At 62.3% G+C, this 16,485-nt stretch carries 13 protein-coding genes and 1 tRNA gene; 5 read left to right on the forward strand and 9 right to left on the reverse strand.

Features of this window, described 5'->3' with window-relative positions:
* Positions 1–16: 16 nt before the first annotated feature.
* From recJ to NKH04_RS28430, 5 genes are all read right to left on the reverse strand, one after another.
* A complete protein-coding gene (gene recJ / locus NKH04_RS28410) occupies positions 17–1,801 on the reverse strand; it encodes a single-stranded-DNA-specific exonuclease RecJ (protein WP_352970770.1) in 1,785 nt (594 codons plus the stop codon).
* 60 nt (positions 1,802–1,861) lie between these two features.
* Positions 1,862–2,845, reverse strand: a complete 984-nt coding sequence (glpX, locus tag NKH04_RS28415) for a class II fructose-bisphosphatase (protein WP_352970768.1) — start codon at positions 2,843–2,845, stop codon at positions 1,862–1,864.
* 143 nt (positions 2,846–2,988) lie between these two features.
* Entirely contained in the window at positions 2,989–4,302 is a 1,314-nt protein-coding gene (locus NKH04_RS28420; protein ID WP_352500850.1) for a homoserine dehydrogenase, read from the reverse strand.
* 40 nt (positions 4,303–4,342) lie between these two features.
* Positions 4,343–5,560 carry an LL-diaminopimelate aminotransferase gene (locus NKH04_RS28425; protein ID WP_352970766.1) on the reverse strand — a complete coding sequence of 406 codons (1,218 nt, stop codon included), beginning with the start codon at positions 5,558–5,560 and terminating at the stop codon, positions 4,343–4,345.
* A 40-nt stretch (positions 5,561–5,600) separates the two neighbouring features.
* Positions 5,601–5,987, reverse strand: a complete 387-nt coding sequence (locus NKH04_RS28430) for a hypothetical protein (RefSeq protein WP_352614042.1) — start codon at positions 5,985–5,987, stop codon at positions 5,601–5,603.
* Positions 5,988–6,084: 97 nt separating this feature from the next.
* Here NKH04_RS28430 and phaC point away from each other — a divergent pair, with 97 nt between their 5' ends.
* The 3 genes from phaC to NKH04_RS28445 all read left to right on the forward strand — a co-directional run bounded on the left by phaC (position 6,085) and on the right by NKH04_RS28445 (position 9,616).
* On the forward strand, positions 6,085–7,920 hold the full coding sequence (gene phaC / locus NKH04_RS28435; RefSeq protein WP_353045324.1) for a class I poly(R)-hydroxyalkanoic acid synthase: 1,836 nt from the start codon (positions 6,085–6,087) through the stop codon (positions 7,918–7,920).
* Positions 7,921–8,190: 270 nt separating this feature from the next.
* Positions 8,191–9,366 (forward strand): YcbK family protein, encoded by a 1,176-nt coding sequence (locus NKH04_RS28440; RefSeq protein ID WP_352970762.1) that lies wholly within the window; start codon positions 8,191–8,193, stop codon positions 9,364–9,366.
* 175 nt (positions 9,367–9,541) lie between these two features.
* A tRNA-Glu gene (locus NKH04_RS28445) sits at positions 9,542–9,616 on the forward strand.
* A 124-nt stretch (positions 9,617–9,740) separates the two neighbouring features.
* On the opposite strand, the gene NKH04_RS28450 is transcribed toward NKH04_RS28445, so the two are convergent.
* A complete protein-coding gene (locus NKH04_RS28450; RefSeq protein WP_023678889.1) occupies positions 9,741–10,037 on the reverse strand; it encodes a DUF982 domain-containing protein in 297 nt (98 codons plus the stop codon).
* A 296-nt stretch (positions 10,038–10,333) separates the two neighbouring features.
* Here NKH04_RS28450 and map point away from each other — a divergent pair, with 296 nt between their 5' ends.
* Positions 10,334–11,161 carry a type I methionyl aminopeptidase gene (gene map, locus NKH04_RS28455; protein ID WP_352451363.1) on the forward strand — a complete coding sequence of 276 codons (828 nt, stop codon included), beginning with the start codon at positions 10,334–10,336 and terminating at the stop codon, positions 11,159–11,161.
* 52 nt (positions 11,162–11,213) lie between these two features.
* Positions 11,214–11,960 (forward strand): RadC family protein, encoded by a 747-nt coding sequence (gene radC / locus NKH04_RS28460; RefSeq protein ID WP_352923039.1) that lies wholly within the window; start codon positions 11,214–11,216, stop codon positions 11,958–11,960.
* A gap of 88 nt (positions 11,961–12,048) precedes the next feature.
* Here radC and NKH04_RS28465 read toward each other — a convergent pair whose 3' ends face one another.
* From NKH04_RS28465 to NKH04_RS28475, 3 genes are all read right to left on the reverse strand, one after another.
* Positions 12,049–14,628: a bifunctional diguanylate cyclase/phosphodiesterase gene (locus tag NKH04_RS28465; protein WP_352923045.1), complete on the reverse strand. Its 2,580-nt coding sequence runs from the start codon at positions 14,626–14,628 to the stop codon at positions 12,049–12,051.
* 447 nt (positions 14,629–15,075) lie between these two features.
* Positions 15,076–15,942, reverse strand: coding sequence for a class I SAM-dependent methyltransferase (locus NKH04_RS28470; RefSeq protein WP_352540670.1), 867 nt, complete (start codon positions 15,940–15,942; stop codon positions 15,076–15,078).
* 237 nt (positions 15,943–16,179) lie between these two features.
* A partial coding sequence (locus tag NKH04_RS28475) for a glycosyltransferase (RefSeq protein WP_353045325.1) occupies positions 16,180–16,485 on the reverse strand: 306 nt, incomplete at its 5' end.

Genomic DNA, 16,485 nt, shown 5'->3' on the forward strand with positions numbered 1-16,485 from the left:
GGGCGGCAGCGAGCTCTCAGGCAAGCGCCGCGTCGACGATGCGGAACTGCACCGTGCGGTTGCCGTTCCAGTGGTTGCCCGACAGCGAGCCGGCGACATGCACCGGCTTACCCCTGTTCTTGAACAGGAATTCGCCAAGAGCCGTGTCGACCGCGCGAAAGGCGATCGCCTGGATGCGGCCGCCGCTTTCCGACTGCAGGTCGGCGCGGATGTGGTTGCTGCCGACCGCCCGCGCATCGACAAGCCGGTGGCGCGGCAGCGCGAACACCGGCGCAACATGCCCGGCGCCGAACGGCCCTGCCCTCTCAAGCGCATCGAGCAGCGCAAGCGTCGCGCCCTCGGCGGCAAGCGCGCCGTCGATCGCCAGGCTCTCCTCGCCTTGCAGGCGGAACACATCCACCGCCGCGCGCTCTTCGAAGAAAGCCCTGAGTTCGCCGAGCTTCGCCCGCTCGACAGTGATGCCGGCCGCCATTCCGTGGCCGCCGCCCTTGACGATAAGTCCGGCATCGGCAGCCTCGCGCACCAGCCGGCCGAGGTCGAAGCCAGACACTGAACGGCCTGAACCGGTACCGACACCATTGGCGTTGAAGGCGATGGCAAATGCGGGCCGGCGCGCATGGTCCTTGAGCCGCGAGGCAAGCAGGCCGACAATGCCCGGATGCCAGTTGCTGCTGGCTGTGACCACGATGGCCGGACCATTGCCGCCGGCAAGCTCGGCATCGGCCTCTGAGCGCGCGGCGGCCAGCATCTCCTGCTCCATCGACTGCCGCTCCTGGTTGAGCCGATCCAGCGTCTCGGCGATGGTGCGGGCTTCGACCGGGTCGTCGGTTGCAAGCAGGCGGCTGCCAAGTGCTGCGTCGCCGATGCGCCCGCCGGCGTTGATGCGCGGGCCGATCAGAAAGGCCAGATGGAACGTGCTGATCGGCTCGCCTATACGCGAGACCCGCGCCAACGCCGCCAGCCCTTCGTTTCTCTGCTGCCGCGCCACCTGCAGCCCCTTGACCACGAAGGCGCGGTTGACGCCGGTGAGCGGCACCACGTCGCAGACTGTGCCCAGCGCCACTAGGTCGAGCAGGCCAAGCAGGTCCGGCGGTGCGGCATCCGGCAAGCGGCCGCGCAGGATCTTCGCGGTCTGCACCAGGCAAAGGAAGACGACACCGGCCGCACAAAGATGACCTTGGCCGGAAAGGTCGTCCTCGCGATTTGGGTTGACGACCGCAGCCGCCGCCGGCAGCGGCCCGCCGACCTGATGGTGATCGAGCACCACGACGTCGGCGCCGGCGGCCTTTGCGGCGTCGATGGAAGCAGCACTGTTGGTGCCGCAATCGACGGTGACGATCAGCGTCGCGCCGCGCGAGACGAGTTCGCGCATCGCTTCCGGATTGGGGCCGTAACCCTCGAAGATGCGGTCCGGTATGTAGATCTCCGACGCCACCGAGAAATATGCGAGAAAGCGCTTGAGCAGCGCCGACGAGGCGGCGCCGTCGACATCGTAGTCGCCAAAGATCGCCACTTTTTCCCTGGCCATCACCGCCTGGGCGATGCGAGCGGCGGCCCTGTCCATGTCGGTCAGCGATGCCGGGTCGGGCAGCAGATTGCGGATGGTCGGATCCAGAAACCGCTCGGTCTGATCGGCGGTGACGCCGCGCCCGGCCAGCACGCGCGCCACGATGTCGGGCACGCCATAACCTTGCGCGATGGCGAGCGCGGCCATGTCCTGGCGCTCGGTCAGCCGGTGTTCCCAGGAAACGCCGGTGGCCGATTGCCTGACATCGAGGAAAAAGCGTCTTTCCCCCGTCACGTGACGCGCCGTCTGCAATTTGTCATTGCGCACAATATGCAACGGCTAACTGAGTCGAAATCAAAACTTTTCCAGATCCTGGTGCCTGGCCTTGATCTCGCGCACGGTTCGCGATGACGAGCGCAGCACGATCGTATGCGTGGTGATGAAATTGCGGCCGAACTTGACGCCGGCCAGCATATTGCCGTCGGTGACGCCGGTCGCGGCAAACAGCGCGTCGCCGCGTGCCATGTCTTGCGTGTGGTAGATCCGTTTTGGGTCGGAGATCCCCATCTTCGCGGCGCGCGCCAGCTTTTCCGGCGTATCGAAGATCAACCTGCCCTGCATCTGGCCACCGGTGCAGCGCAAGGCGGCAGCTGCGAGCACGCCTTCGGGCGCGCCTCCGGTGCCGAGATAGATGTCGATGCCGGTCTCGTCCGGGTCGGTGGTATGGATGACCCCGGCGACATCACCGTCGCCGATCAGACGGATCGCGGCTCCGGTCGCCCGCACGGCTTCGATCAACGCGCCATGGCGTGGCCGGTCGAGAATACAGGCGGTGATCTCCGCCACCGGCACGCCCTTGGCCCTGGCGAGGCTGGCGATGTTTTCGGCCGGCGAGGCATCGATGTCGATGATGCCGTCGGCATAACCCGGACCGATCGCGATCTTGTCCATATAGACGTCCGGCGCGAACAAAAGGCTGCCTTTTTCGGCAATGGCGATAACGGCCAGTGCGTTGGGCAGGTTCTTGGCGCAGATCGTCGTGCCTTCGAGCGGATCAAGCGCGATGTCGACAGCCGGGCCTTGGCCGGTACCGACCTCTTCGCCGATATAAAGCATCGGCGCCTCGTCGCGCTCGCCTTCGCCGATCACCACCGTGCCGTTGATGGCAAGACGGTTGAGCTCCTGCCGCATGGCATCGACCGCGACCTGGTCGGCGGCTTTCTCGTCGCCGCGTCCGCGCAATCTGGCGGCCGCGACCGCGGCGCGTTCGGTGACGCGCACCAATTCCATGGTCAGTATCCGGTCGAGGCCGGCGACAATGTTCTGGGCCACATTCATCGATGGACAATCCTCGTTGGCAGTTTAGCCTCCCGCCAGAGACGCGCTTCTTGTGTCAAAGCCCCGTGACAACAGCAAGACCTGCGTTGGACCTTTTTGAAAGCGCAGCAATATCAATCGATTAAACGCAAAATGTGAGACTGCTATCCGGCCCGCTCGATGCGGATGACTTGCGGCTTGTCGGTCAGAAGGCTGTCCCTGGTGATGCCGTCGACGGCCTTGCGCACCGCCGCCTCGGTCGTCTCGTGGGTCACCAGGATGACCGTCTTCTGTGCCTCGGTTTCCGGCCCGGCGGCATGCTGAACAATCGATTCCAGCGAAATGTCGTTGTCGGCCATGCGCTTGGCTATTGCCGCGAAGACGCCGAGGCGGTCGTGCACGGTCAGCCGGATGAAATAGCCGCCGGCATGGCTGCGCATCTGCGCTTTCTTGTAAGGCTTCAATTCCTTCGCCGGCCGGCCGAAGACCGGACCATGCTGGAAGCCAGGCCGGCTCTTGGCGATGTCGGCAATGTCGCCGATCACCGCCGACGCGGTGGCGTTGCCGCCGGCGCCAGGGCCGGAAAGCAGCAATTCGCCGAGGATGTCGGTTTCGATCGCCACCGCATTGGTGACGCCGTGCACCTGCGCGATGACCGAGGCCGTCGGCACCATGGTCGGGTGCACGCGCTGCTCGATGCCGCTTTCGGTGCGTTGGGCGACGCCAAGCAGCTTGATCCGGTAGCCGAGATCGCCGGCCGCGCGGATGTCGGCCTGGCTGATGTTGGAGATGCCTTCCATGTAGATATCGTTGGCGGCGATCCTCGTGCCGAAGGCAAGGCTGGTCAGGATCGACAGCTTGTGCGCGGTGTCGTGGCCCTCGATGTCGAAGGTCGGGTCGGCTTCGGCATAGCCCAGCCGTTGCGCATCCTTCAGGCAGGCATCAAAGGACAGGCCCTCGGCTTCCATGCGCGTCAAAATATAATTGCAGGTACCGTTGAGGATTCCGAAAACGCGGGTCACCGAATTGCCGGCCATCGCCTCGCGCATCGTCTTGATGACCGGAATGCCGCCGGCCACCGCCGCCTCGTAATTGAGCAGCACGCCTTTCCTCTCGGCGATCTCGGCCAATGCCACCCCGTGCTTGGCAAGCAGTGCCTTGTTGGCGGTGACGACGTGGCGGCCGGCCTCGAGCGCCGCTTTGACGGACGAGCGTGACGGGCCTTCGTCGCCGCCGATCAGCTCGACGAAGACATCGATCTCGGCGGTCTGCGCCATCTTGACGGCATCGTCGAACCACTGTGCTGTGCCAAGATCAACGCCGCGGTCGCGTTTGGGATCGCGGGCCGAAACCGCCGACACGACGATGTCGCGTCCGCACTGTCGCGTCAGTTCAGCCGCCTTGTCGCGCAGCACGCGGGCCACCGACGCACCGACGGTGCCGAGCCCGGCAATTCCAACACGCAACGCTTCAGCCATGTCCGGCGACGCCCCATTCAGTCGGTCGATGTGTAGAAGATCAGCGAAGCGCGGCGAGCGGTACGACGTTATTCGGCTGCTTGGCGCTGGATGCGAGGAAGCGCTTGATGTTGCGCGCCGCTTGCCGGATCCGGTGCTCGTTTTCGACCAGCGCGATGCGCACGTGATCGTCGCCATGCTCGCCGAAGCCGACGCCCGGCGCCACCGCGACGTCGGCGTGCTCGATCAGGAGCTTGGAGAATTCAAGCGAGCCAAGGTGCTTGAACGGCTCCGGGATCGGCGCCCAGGCGAACATCGATGCCGCCGGTGCGGGAATGGTCCAGCCGGCGCGGCTGAAAGCGTCGACCATGACATCGCGGCGTTTGCGGTAGACGTCGCGCACTTCCGCGATGTCGGCGCCATCGCCGTTGAGTGCATGCGCCGCCGCCACCTGGATCGGCGTGAAGGCGCCGTAGTCGAGATAGGATTTCACTCGCGTCAGCGCCGAGATCAGCCGTTCATTGCCGACCGCAAAACCCATGCGCCAGCCCGGCATCGAAAAGGTCTTCGACATCGAGGTGAACTCGACGGCGACGTCTATGGCGCCCGGCACCTGCAGCACCGAAGGCGGCGGATTGCCGTCGAAATAGATCTCCGAATAGGCAAGATCCGACAGGATGATGATGTCGTTCTTCCTCGCGAAGGCCACCACCTCCTTGTAGAAATCGAGCGAAGCGACCAGTGCCGTCGGATTGGACGGATAATTGAGGATCAGTGCCAGCGGCTTCGGGATCGAATGGCGGATGCCGCGCTCCAGGGCCGGGATGAAGCCGTCGTCCGGCTCGACCTGCAGCGAGCGGATGACGCCGCCCGACATGATGAAGCCGAACGCATGGATCGGATAGGTCGGATTAGGGCAAAGGATCACGTCGCCGGGGGCGGTGATCGCCTGCGCCATATTGGCGAAGCCCTCCTTCGAGCCGAGCGTCGCCACCACCTGGCTGTCCGGGTCGAGCTTCACACCGAAGCGGCGGGCATAGTAGTTGGCCTGGGCACGACGCAGGCCCGGAATGCCGCGCGACGACGAATAGCGGTGCGTGCGCGGATCGCGTACCACCTCGCAGAGTTTGTCGACGATGGCCTTGGGCGTCGGCAGGTCCGGATTGCCCATGCCAAGGTCGATGATGTCGGCGCCGCGCGAGCGCGCGCTGGCCTTCAGCCGGTTGACCTGTTCGAAGACATAGGGCGGAAGCCGGCGGACCTTGTGAAATTCTTCCATGGCAGTTCCAGACAGTGAGGTTGCGGTCGCGCGTATAAGCCTATTTGCAACTAGGGTCGAGAGCGGGGTCGCATTTGCCTTCGATCTGCTTCAGCGCCTCGGCGCCGTGTTTTTTTGCCAGCTGGTCCAGCGCTGCCTGGTCCGCAACCTTGACGCCGCCGCCCTTGGCGGCCTGGCTCTGCTCCTCGGCCTTCAGTTGGGCGAGCTTGGCGTTCTTTTCCTCGTCGGTGAATTGCTCGGCCGCCACCTGCGGCCGGATGTTCAGGTTCGGATAGGAACCGGTGTCCTTCGCGCCGACAAGGCCGGTGGCGGGCGCCGCACCTTCCATGTTGCTGCTCGTGCAACCGGCCATCGCCAACATGACGAGCGCCATGCGGCAAAAACGACCAGTGCCGGAAAAAACGTTCTTGCCAATATTAATCGTCATGTTGTTTTCCTGGCGGCCGGGTTAGAGCACATTGGACCCTGTTCGGTATCCCATGGTAATATGTCAACAAAACGCTTCGGGAGGAACCCCGCGAACCATGTCCAAAACACCCGATTCGGGCAAAGCGGAAGATGACCAACCTTCGACCGTCGAGCAATATCTGGTGAAGGACCCGGAACGCTTCGCGCTGAACATGGCTCGCATGATCGAGCAGGCCGGCAAGGCCGCCTCGGCATGGGCCGAGCCGCGGGAAAAAGGCGAGGTGCGCGATCACGTCGCTGAGCCGGTCGTCGACATGGTGAAGACGTTCTCCAAGCTCACCGAGTACTGGCTCTCCGACCCGCAGCGCGCGCTGGAGGCGCAAACGCGGCTGTTTTCCGGCTACATGACCGTCTGGGCCAACGCCGTCCAGCGCATCGGCGCCGGCGCCGAGGACGCCGAGGACGCGGTCAAGCCCGAGCGCGGTGACAAGCGTTTCCAGGACCCGGAATGGGGCCGCAACGCCTTCTTCGATTTCCTCAAACAGGCGTATCTGGTCACCTCGCGCTGGGCGGCCGAACTGGTCGAGCACGCCGACGGCCTGGACGAGCACACCCGCCACAAGGCCGGCTTTTATGTCAAGCAGGTGTCCAATGCCATCTCGCCGTCGAATTTCATCCTGACCAATCCGGAATTGTTTCGCGAGACTGTCGCCTCCAACGGCGAAAACCTGGTGCGCGGCATGAAGATGCTGGCCGAGGACATTGCCGCCGGCAAGGGCGACCTGAAGCTGCGGCAGGCCGATTATTCGCTTTTCGAGATCGGTAAGAATCTCGCCACCACTCCCGGCAAGGTGGTCGGCCGCAGCGACGTCGCCGAAATCCTGCAATACGAACCGACTACCGACACCGTGCTCAAGCGGCCGCTGCTGATCTGCCCGCCATGGATCAACAAATACTACATCCTCGACCTCAACCCGCAAAAATCCTTCATTCGCTGGGCAGTCGAGCAAGGCCACACCGTCTTCATCATCTCCTGGATCAACCCGGACGAGCGGCACGGCGCCAAGAGCTGGGAGGCCTATATCAGGGAGGGCCTGCAATACGGCCTCGACACGATCGAGAAGGCCACCGGCGAAAGGCAAGTCAACGCCATCGGCTATTGCGTCGGTGGCACGCTTCTCGCGGCGGCCCTGGCGCTGATGGCGCAGGAAGGCGACAACCGCATCAAATCCGCCACCTTCTTCACCACCCAGGTCGATTTTACCTATGCCGGCGATCTAAAAGTGTTCGTCGACGAGGAGCAGGTCGCGGCCGTCGAAAAGGCGATGAACGAGAAAGGCTATCTCGACGGTACCAAGATGGCGACCGCCTTCAACATGCTGCGCTCGGGCGACCTGATCTGGCCCTATGTCGTCAACAACTACATGCGCGGCAAGGATCCCCTGCCTTTCGACCTGCTGTACTGGAATTCCGATTCGACCCGCATGGGCGCTGCCAACCATTCCTTCTATTTGCGCAATTGCTATCTCGAGAACAGGCTTTCGCAAGGCATGATGGAACTGGCGGGCCGCACGGTTTCGCTGAAGGACGTTACCATTCCGGTCTACAACCTCGCCTCTAAGGAGGACCATATCGCGCCGGCGCTTTCGGTCTTCCTCGGCTCGAAATATTTCGGCGGCGAGGTCGATTACGTCATGGCCGGCTCCGGCCACATCGCCGGGGTCGTCAATCCGCCGGCGGCGCAGAAATATCACTACTGGACCGGCGGCAAGCCGGCCGGCGACTTCGACCAGTGGCTCGCCGGGGCCACCGACCATCCCGGTTCCTGGTGGCCGCACTGGCAACGCTGGATCGAAGCCAAGGACAATACCCGCGTACCGGCCCGCAAACCGGGCGAGCATATGCAAGTTCTAGGCGAAGCCCCCGGCACCTATGTCAAGGTGCGCGTGTAACCATCTGTAATGTGTGGTGAGTTGACGCGCCGCCAAAAGCGGGCGAAATGGTGCCGTCAACCCTGAGCAGCCTTGATTCATCCTCTAGCCGCCAAATTACTTTGAGGCTTGCAGATTTGACACAGGTCTCGTTTCCGGTTCGGGGAACAAGGGTCATTTCGACGAGACGTTTGGACGCCGCGCCAATGACGAACCGGTCGGATATCGAGGGGGAATTTTGTTTTGAGATCAGCAGGATCGCGCCTCGCGAAGGGAGAAAGCCGCGCCATTGTGGCGGCGCTTTTCTCGGTGCTCCTGGCGTCCTGCACCTCGGCCGGCGACCCGACCATGTCGGTCGGCATGCCAGGCTACAATACCTCGGCTACCGAAATCAGCACGGCCGCCGGTGCGCCCCAGGCCAGCACGGCCGCATCATCGTCGCAGATGACAAGCGCACAAATGACGATGAATGCCGACGGCGACGCCAACCTTCCCGAGCAGGTCGCCTATGTGCCGGTGGCCAAGCCAGGGGCCAAGCTCGACGCTGGATTCCCGATCGCCGTCCCCACGGCAGCCGAGACGATCGCGGGACACACGCCGCAACCGCTGCAACCACACGCCCAGACAGCCGAACAGGCCGTGGCGCAGAACAGTGCTGATGCATCGAAGCCCGACGCCAAGGCCGCCGCACCGGCGATGACCAACCCGGTTTATGTGACCGCCGGCGAGATGCCGCAGCCACAGGCCTACGCGCCGAAGAAAAACTTCCTGGCCTCACTGTTCAGCGCCACGCCTGCTTCGGCGGCACCTTCTTCGCCGGCCAACAGCAGAGCGGGCGGGCAGCCAACGGTCATGCAGGCCAAGGCGACGCCTGCGGCAAAACCTACCGTCACCCTGGCCTCGGCCAATCCGGCTGAAAAGCCGGTGCAGCTGGTGTCGACGGGCGATACCAGTCACTTCACGGCCGATGCGCTGCCCGGCGTGCGACAGACGGCGCTGTTCGAGATCAAGCGCAAATCCGGCCTCGACGATGAGAGTGACGTCGATCTCAACGAAGACGAAGGTTCGGGTGGCGCCTACCAGGTCGCCTCCGCCGCCGGCCTTGCCCGGCTGGCGCCCAACGGCCTCCTGAAACAGAACGAAAGCGTCGATGTCGCCTGCTTGAAGCCGTCGCTGGTTCGCGTGCTGAAGACGATCGAAGGCCACTACGGCCGCAAGATGACGGTCACCTCCGGCTATCGCGATCCGGCCCGCAACCGCCGCGCCAACGGCGCAAAGAATTCGCTGCACATGTACTGCGCCGCCGCCGACATCCAGGTTCCTGGCGTCTCGAAATGGGAACTGGCGAGCTACATCCGCACCATGCCGGGCCGTGGTGGCGTCGGCACCTACTGCCACACCGAATCCGTCCATGTCGATGTCGGCCCCGAGCGCGACTGGAACTGGCGCTGCCGCAGGCGCGGCTAGGGTGAGGTTCTTCCGGCACTGCGAAGCTCCCCTCGGCGACGTTGCATCATGCCGCAAAAACCAGCTTGGCTGTCGGAAAGTCGCGGTTTGGAGCCAAAGGAAAAAAGTTGTCGCAGCCGGCGGCAGACGGGTTGCCGGTTTGTCGCGACGCAACTATAAGCGCTCACATCTGAGCGCGCCCATCGTCTAGCGGTCAGGACACCGCCCTTTCACGGCGGTAACAGGGGTTCGATTCCCCTTGGGCGTACCAGCATTTCAACTTGGCACATGTCTATCGCCAGCGTGATGCTGCGCCAGCTCTGCTGGGCCCGCCACTCTGATAGGGATGTCGGCAAGAAGAGACGAAGACGACTGAGGACTACGTCGAAGGCTGTCTAAGCCCGCAGTCCCCTCGCCTCGCCGCCGCGCTTGCGCGGAACCATCATGTCCCTGGCAAGCAGGCCGCTCACCCGGCAAAAGGCCATGAAGGCCCGCCATGCGTCTTCGGTCTCGACGATGTCCACCGTGGCGCCAAAACAGGCATTGAACGCGGCCTGATAGGTTGGTCCCTTCCGGCGAACCGGCCACGTTTGCAGGAAATCGAGCGCCTGCTCGACACTGTAGATTTCCTCGACCGGCTGGCCGGGCACAGGCGCGATCCGCACCGGCACCTCGAATTGCAGTCTGTCCATTCGATCTCTCCCGAACTGACACCCCCGCAGCAACGCCGTTCGTCGCAAAAAATTGCCGTGGCGGCTTAATGCTTGGGCCGCTTCTCACCTAGAAATGTGTCGTCACTACGGTGGTCAATGAACCTGGCGAAGCATGGGCCGTTAGAGGCAAAGAGAATGCCCCCAGGCGTGAATATCGCCGGTCTTCGGCGGTCGCCGGCAGTTCGTCCTTGAACCTTGCGCTTTCCAGTGCCAAATCTGGGAAGGTTTCTCTCGCGGAGGCTCATCCAGCCCCGCATCCCTGCAAGACGGATAAAATGGTCACCTATCTCGACGCCGCCACGGCACCGCTCAGAAACACCGGCCAGATCCGTCTTTACGACGAGGAAGGTTTTGTCGGCATGCGCAAGGCTTGCGATCTCACCGCGCGCTGCCTCGACGAACTGGTACCGATTGTGGCGCCCGGCGTCACCACCGAAGCGATTGATCGCTTCGTCTTCGAGTTCGGGATGGACCATGGCGCGCTTCCGGCGACGCTCAACTACCGTGGCTATACGAAATCATCCTGCACCTCGATCAACCACGTCGTCTGTCACGGCATACCCGACAACAAGCCGTTGAAGGATGGCGACATCGTCAATATCGACGTCACCTATATCCTCGACGGCTGGCATGGCGACTCCTCGCGCATGTATCCGGTGGGCACGATCAAGCGTGCCGCGGAGCGGCTGCTCGAAGTCACGTATGAGTGCCTGATGCGCGGCATCGCGGCAATCAAGCCGGGCGCCCGAACCGGCGCCATCGGCGCCGCCATCCAGACCTATGCCGAAGCCGAGCGTTGCTCGGTGGTGCGCGATTTCTGCGGCCACGGGGTTGGCCGGCTGTTTCATGACGCGCCGAATATCCTGCATTACGGCAGCGCCAGCGAAGGCGTCGAGATGCGGCCGGGCATGATCTTCACCGTCGAGCCGATGATCAATCTCGGCCGGCCGCATGTGAAAGTGCTGTCGGACGGCTGGACCGCGGTGACGCGCGACCGTTCGCTGTCGGCGCAGTACGAGCACACGATCGGCGTCACCGAGACCGGCTGCGAGATCTTCACGCTGTCGCCAAAAAACCTCGACCGCCCCGGCCTGCGGGCCTAGTGTCTGGCAGATCGGGCGTTACCTTGCCCGGCAAATGCTGGGTGGGGCAGCCATGAACGGCAACGACAACGAGCGGGCCTTCTTTCCCGAAAGGCCAGTGCGATCCCACGCGAAGGCGGTGGCCGCCGACAAGCCGCATTATCTCGGCCATCGCGACCGCCTGCGCGAGCGCTTCGCCGCCGGTGCCAACACCCTCCCCGACTACGAACTGCTCGAGCTTCTTTTGTTCCGGCTGATCCCGCGCGCCGACACCAAGCCGGTCGCCAAGGCATTGCTGGCACGCTTCGGTACATTGGCCGAGGTCCTCGGTGCGTCCGTCGAGCGCCTGCAGGAGGTGAAGGGCATCGGCCCGGCGGTGGCGCTCGACCTCAAGGTGGTTGCGGCAACGGCGCAGCGCATGGCGCGCGGCGAGATCGCCGGCCGCGAGCTGTTGTCGACCTGGACGCAGGTTCTCGAATACTGCCGGTCGGTGATGGCCTTCGAGGAGCGCGAGCAGTTCCGCATCCTGTTCCTCGACAAGAAAAACGCGCTGATCGCCGACGAAGTCCAGCAGGTCGGCACCGTCGACCACACACCGGTCTATCCGCGCGAGGTGGTCAGGCGCGCCTTGGAGCTCTCCGCCACGGCGATCATTCTGGCGCACAACCATCCGTCGGGAGACCCGACGCCGTCGCGCGCCGACATCGAGATGACCAAGCTGATCATCGAGACGGCCAAACCGCTTGGCATTGCCGTTCACGACCACATCATCATCGGCAGGAAAGGCCACTCCAGCATGAAGGGCCTGCTGCTGATCTGAGGTTTGGCGTTGTCTTCAGCTTTGTCCGCTGTGCGCCTATGTACCGCAACGTGAAGGCGGTCGGCTCGATAAATTCTGGCGCCGAGGCTCAGCTGGCCGTGCGCAGGCGTCGCGATCGGACAAAGGTCTTAAGTCCCTCGGAATCGAACGCGTGGCCGAAGGCATAACCCTGCAATATGTCGCAGCCCAGGCCCTTGAGTAGCCGTGCATGCTGCATCGTCTCGACGCCTTCCGCCACGACCTCGATACCCAGCGACTTGCCGATTTCAATGATCGACGAGACAACCTGCCTTCTCTGCGGCGATTTGACGATTGGGGTGACCAGCTGCCGATCTATCTTCAGCCGGCGCGGCTGCAACTTCAGCAAACTGACCATTGAAGCGTAACCGGTACCAAAATCGTCTATTTCGATGTCAATCCCCAGTTCTTTTATCTGCTCGATGTTCCACGTGACAAGGTCGTCGTTCTCGTCCAGGAAAATCGACTCAACAAGCTCAAACGAAACTGTTCCCTTCTTGATATTTTGCTCTCGCAGGCTCTTGATGAGCTCCTCATCCTGAAGGCGCCTGGCCGAGACATTGACCGACACCCGCGGAATGTGAAGTTTTGCAGCGGACCACGCTTCGAAATCCGAAAGCGATTGCTTCAATATGGCTTGGTCGATGATCGAGACAACGTTCAGTTCTTCTGCAATCCTCAGGAAGACGTCGGGCGCCAAAATACCCTTTATTGGATGTTTCCACCTCGCCAGCGCCTCAACCCCAACGATTTCGAGCGTCTTTGCGTCAAATTGGGGCTGGTAGAACGGGATGAACTCGTTGCGCTCGAGGCCGCCGAGAATTTCGTCGGCAATCCGCTTGGTATCGACGATTTCGCTTTGCATCGCGTCTGTGAAGAATTCGTATCGATTGCGCCCCCGCGCCTTTGCTCGGTAAAGCGCGATATCGGCGTTCACCAGCAGGTGTTTGGCTTCGACATCTTTTCCGTTGTCGACAGCGATTCCCACGCTGACACCAAAACGGCATCGATGACCCTGATAGTAGACCGGTTCGCGCATCTGGCTGATGACGCGGTCGGCGAGCAGCGCCAGCTGCTTGGTATCGTCGCGCACCACGCACAGAACGATGAATTCGTCTCCCCCGATACGGGCGACGAATCCCTCGTCGCCGACCTTCGACCTGAGCACGGTTGACGCGTGAACCAACATCGCGTCACCGGCGGCGTGGCCCAGCGTATCGTTGATGTGCTTGAACCGATCCAGATCTATGTGAAGCAGTGCCGCGTGCCCGCCTGAGCGCCTGGCGTTTGCCGCGTAATGTTCCAGTACCTGGTCGAGGTAACGCCGGTTGGGCAAGCCGGTCAGCGAATCATGAAGCGCGATGTGCTCTATGCGCGCTTTGGCTGACTCGAGTTCTGCATTTTTCGACTCGGACAGCTGTTTTGCACGAACCAGATCCTTGTTCAGCAGGACGTCGGAAGTCACGTCCCATTCCGCGCCGATCATTTTTGGGGTGTCGTTTGCGACCCGGTAAACGATCGCCTTGGACCGGACATGACGGATCTCGCCATCCTGACGCACAATCCGGTACTCCGACAAATATGGTCGTCCGCTGGCCACCGCCCTGTCGAAGTCCGCGTTGGCGCCAGCCAAATCATCTGGGTGTATTGCTCCCGCCCAGTCTGGATAGCCCCGGTGCTCGCCGGTTGGTTTGCCATATATTTCGTTGACGCGATCATCCCACGTAAGCTCGTTGGTCGCTAGATCGTGTTCCCAAACCCCAATAGCCGACGCTTCCAGGGCGAGTTCCAAGCGTCGTGACAATCGACGCAATTCCGCATAATTGCGCTGTCTTTCGCCAATCAGGCGGCCTGTGACCAGGAAAGGGAACACAACCAAGGCTCCGGCCGTCGCCATGATAGCGCGCAACAACCATGCGTTGCTTGGCGTCGAAGGCCAGCCATTTTTGGGAATGGCCGCGATTTGCCACGAACCGGACGGGAGCACAACGTCGGCTGTCACCGGATCGCTTTTGCTGATCCGCTCATTACCGTAGAATTGGTCTCCATTTTGGCCGAGAGCGTCCCTGCCGATCAGCGCTATGTCAATCCCGAGATCGTCGTCAAGCAGCCCGCTCGCCCGATAAAGACGCTGCACGTCGACAACGGCGGAAATGATGCCCCAGAATCTTTCCGTATTGCCCGCGCTCCGCACGAAAACCGGAAAGCGGCCGATGAAGCCTTGTCCTCCCTGCTTCAGCTCGACGGGACCGGCAAGCACCAGCTTGCGTTCGTCTCGCGCCCTTAGCGCAGCCGCACGCTGTCGCTCGTTCTTGCGGTAATCCAGGCCCATCGCCTGCTCGTTACCCTCCATCGGGTACATCAGGGAAACGACCAGATCGGGCGCGCCGGCAATATTGTTCAATTGCGAGTCGGCGCCAAACAGATTGCTCGCGAGCGAGGCGAAGCGTTGCTGACCCATATAGGGCTCGGTCACGACCGCGGCGACCAATCCACGCACGAGTTGAAGGTTTCCGTTGATATTGCCTTCGAGCTTGGCGCGGATGAGGTTGACCTTGGTCAGCACGTCCGCACGGACGGCCTGGTCCGAGACGATTTTGTTCTGGTGCTCCGCGAACGCAGCGCTGATAAGTATGACGACAAGCGCGATCGCCGCCGGAATATTTGCCGACGAAAAGACGACCTCCTTGATGCCGCCGAACCTAGCGCGGAAAAAAGCCAATAGGCGATTCCTCAAGTGCCATTTCAGGTTTTCGGGTCGACCCGATGAGGAACATTAGCTTTCAATGTTTAATTTGACCTTCACGCTCCTTAGAGCTTTTGCACTTCCGACCGTTGCTGACGTTGCAGGCCCGAGCGGTTGGAGCCAGCTGCCGACTTCCACTGCCATGGTCCCACTGATTGAGATACGCTGGCGCCGGCGATCCAGCGTCTGTCGACCATTCGCGAGGAGATCTGCTCATCTCAAGGCGCTCGTCTGTGGAAGCGGACCGAGAGAGAGGCCAGCTAGACCTGGCTTGCTCGGAAGATAGAGGAGCGCGAGCGCGATTGCACAAGTCGACGCTCCGACCCGAGTACTCTGGAGCGTTGACCTGGACTAGTGCCCCTCAATCGCCTTGGGAGACACAAGGTATGGTATCTTGCCGACGCTGCGCTTCGTCGCGCCAATGGAATAAGCCATCGGTATCTTGGGAGAGTTCTCCGGCAAGCCGTACATATCCTTGCCGGCCCGCACGGCAAATGAAAAGTGCTGCCACGAAACCGTGTCATGCTCATTGAGAAAATCGAGCGTCAGACCAGCTGAAATCAGCGCATTCACCACGTCACTGATCGGGTGGATCCATTCATAATAGCGAGGATGCTTCAAGATGCGATCATCGCCGGTGTAGGTCAGTTCCTCGTTCCAGGCGAGCGGCCGAGCTATCGGCGTTCGCCAGTCGTGCTTCAATTCCAGGGCCGCGGCCTTTCGATCGCACTGAAACAGCAATGGATGGCCCTCGGCCATGTAGAGGCGGCCGCCGGGTCGCAGAAGATCGGCAACCACCCGCGCCCAACGGAACACGTCGTCCAGCCAGTTTACCGAACCCCAGGTAACGTAAGCGATATCAAAGGTCCGGCCGAGCGCTTCCACCGCCTCGAACAGTGGCGCTTCCACGAAGCGCACTTCGGTGCCTGCCTTCGCAGCAAAATCCCGCGCTGCCACGATCGCCGTCGGTGAAAAGTCGAGCCCGGTCACGCTGCCTGCGCCGAGATTCTTCAAGCTGATCGTGTCAAGACCGATGTGACACTGCAGGTGGACGATATCCTTGCCGGCGATATCGCCGAGCTCGCGCGTTTCCAGCTCATAGAGATTGGATCCGCCGGCCAGCACATTCTCGATGTGGTAGCTGCCCGTTGTGTCGGTCGAGTGCAGTTCGGCCCGATCATCCCAATTAAGGCGGTTCGCGCCCAGAAACCGTTCCAAATTCCCCCCACCCCTGACCGACGCATGGTAAACAAGTCGTTAAAGCACCTTTGCAGCGAAAGTAGCGCGCGTCAATCCGGACCGGGCGGCAGTACGACGCCGCTCGCGAAAGCATTAGTCCCGGGAAGGCTTGCTGCTGATCAAAGGCTTCTGGCGCGATCGCCGCGCCCGGCGACAAGACCCCGCAGGCGCTCCCGGACTCCGCCGTCGTGGTCTGTATGTGGATCAGTCGGTTCCTCAGCCCGGCACAGCCACCATCGCGATATTTCTGGAGAGCTCGTTTGTGGGGGCAACTGCGTCTGCCGTGCCGCTCGTGAGTGCTCGGTAGAGTGCCAGATAATCGCTGCACATGCGCTCGACCGTGAACCGCTTCTCGAACGTCTGCCGCACTCGAGCGCGATCGAGGCTGTCTATGCGCCGGAGCGCGCCCACGGCTTCCTCCACCGTATCCACGATCCATCCGGACACACCGTCATCGATGATCTCCGGGACGGCGCCACGCCGGAACGCAACCACCGGCGTACCGCAGGCCATTGCTTCGAT

The organism is Mesorhizobium sp. M1365, assembly GCF_040317865.1.
Taxonomy (GTDB): domain Bacteria; phylum Pseudomonadota; class Alphaproteobacteria; order Rhizobiales; family Rhizobiaceae; genus Mesorhizobium.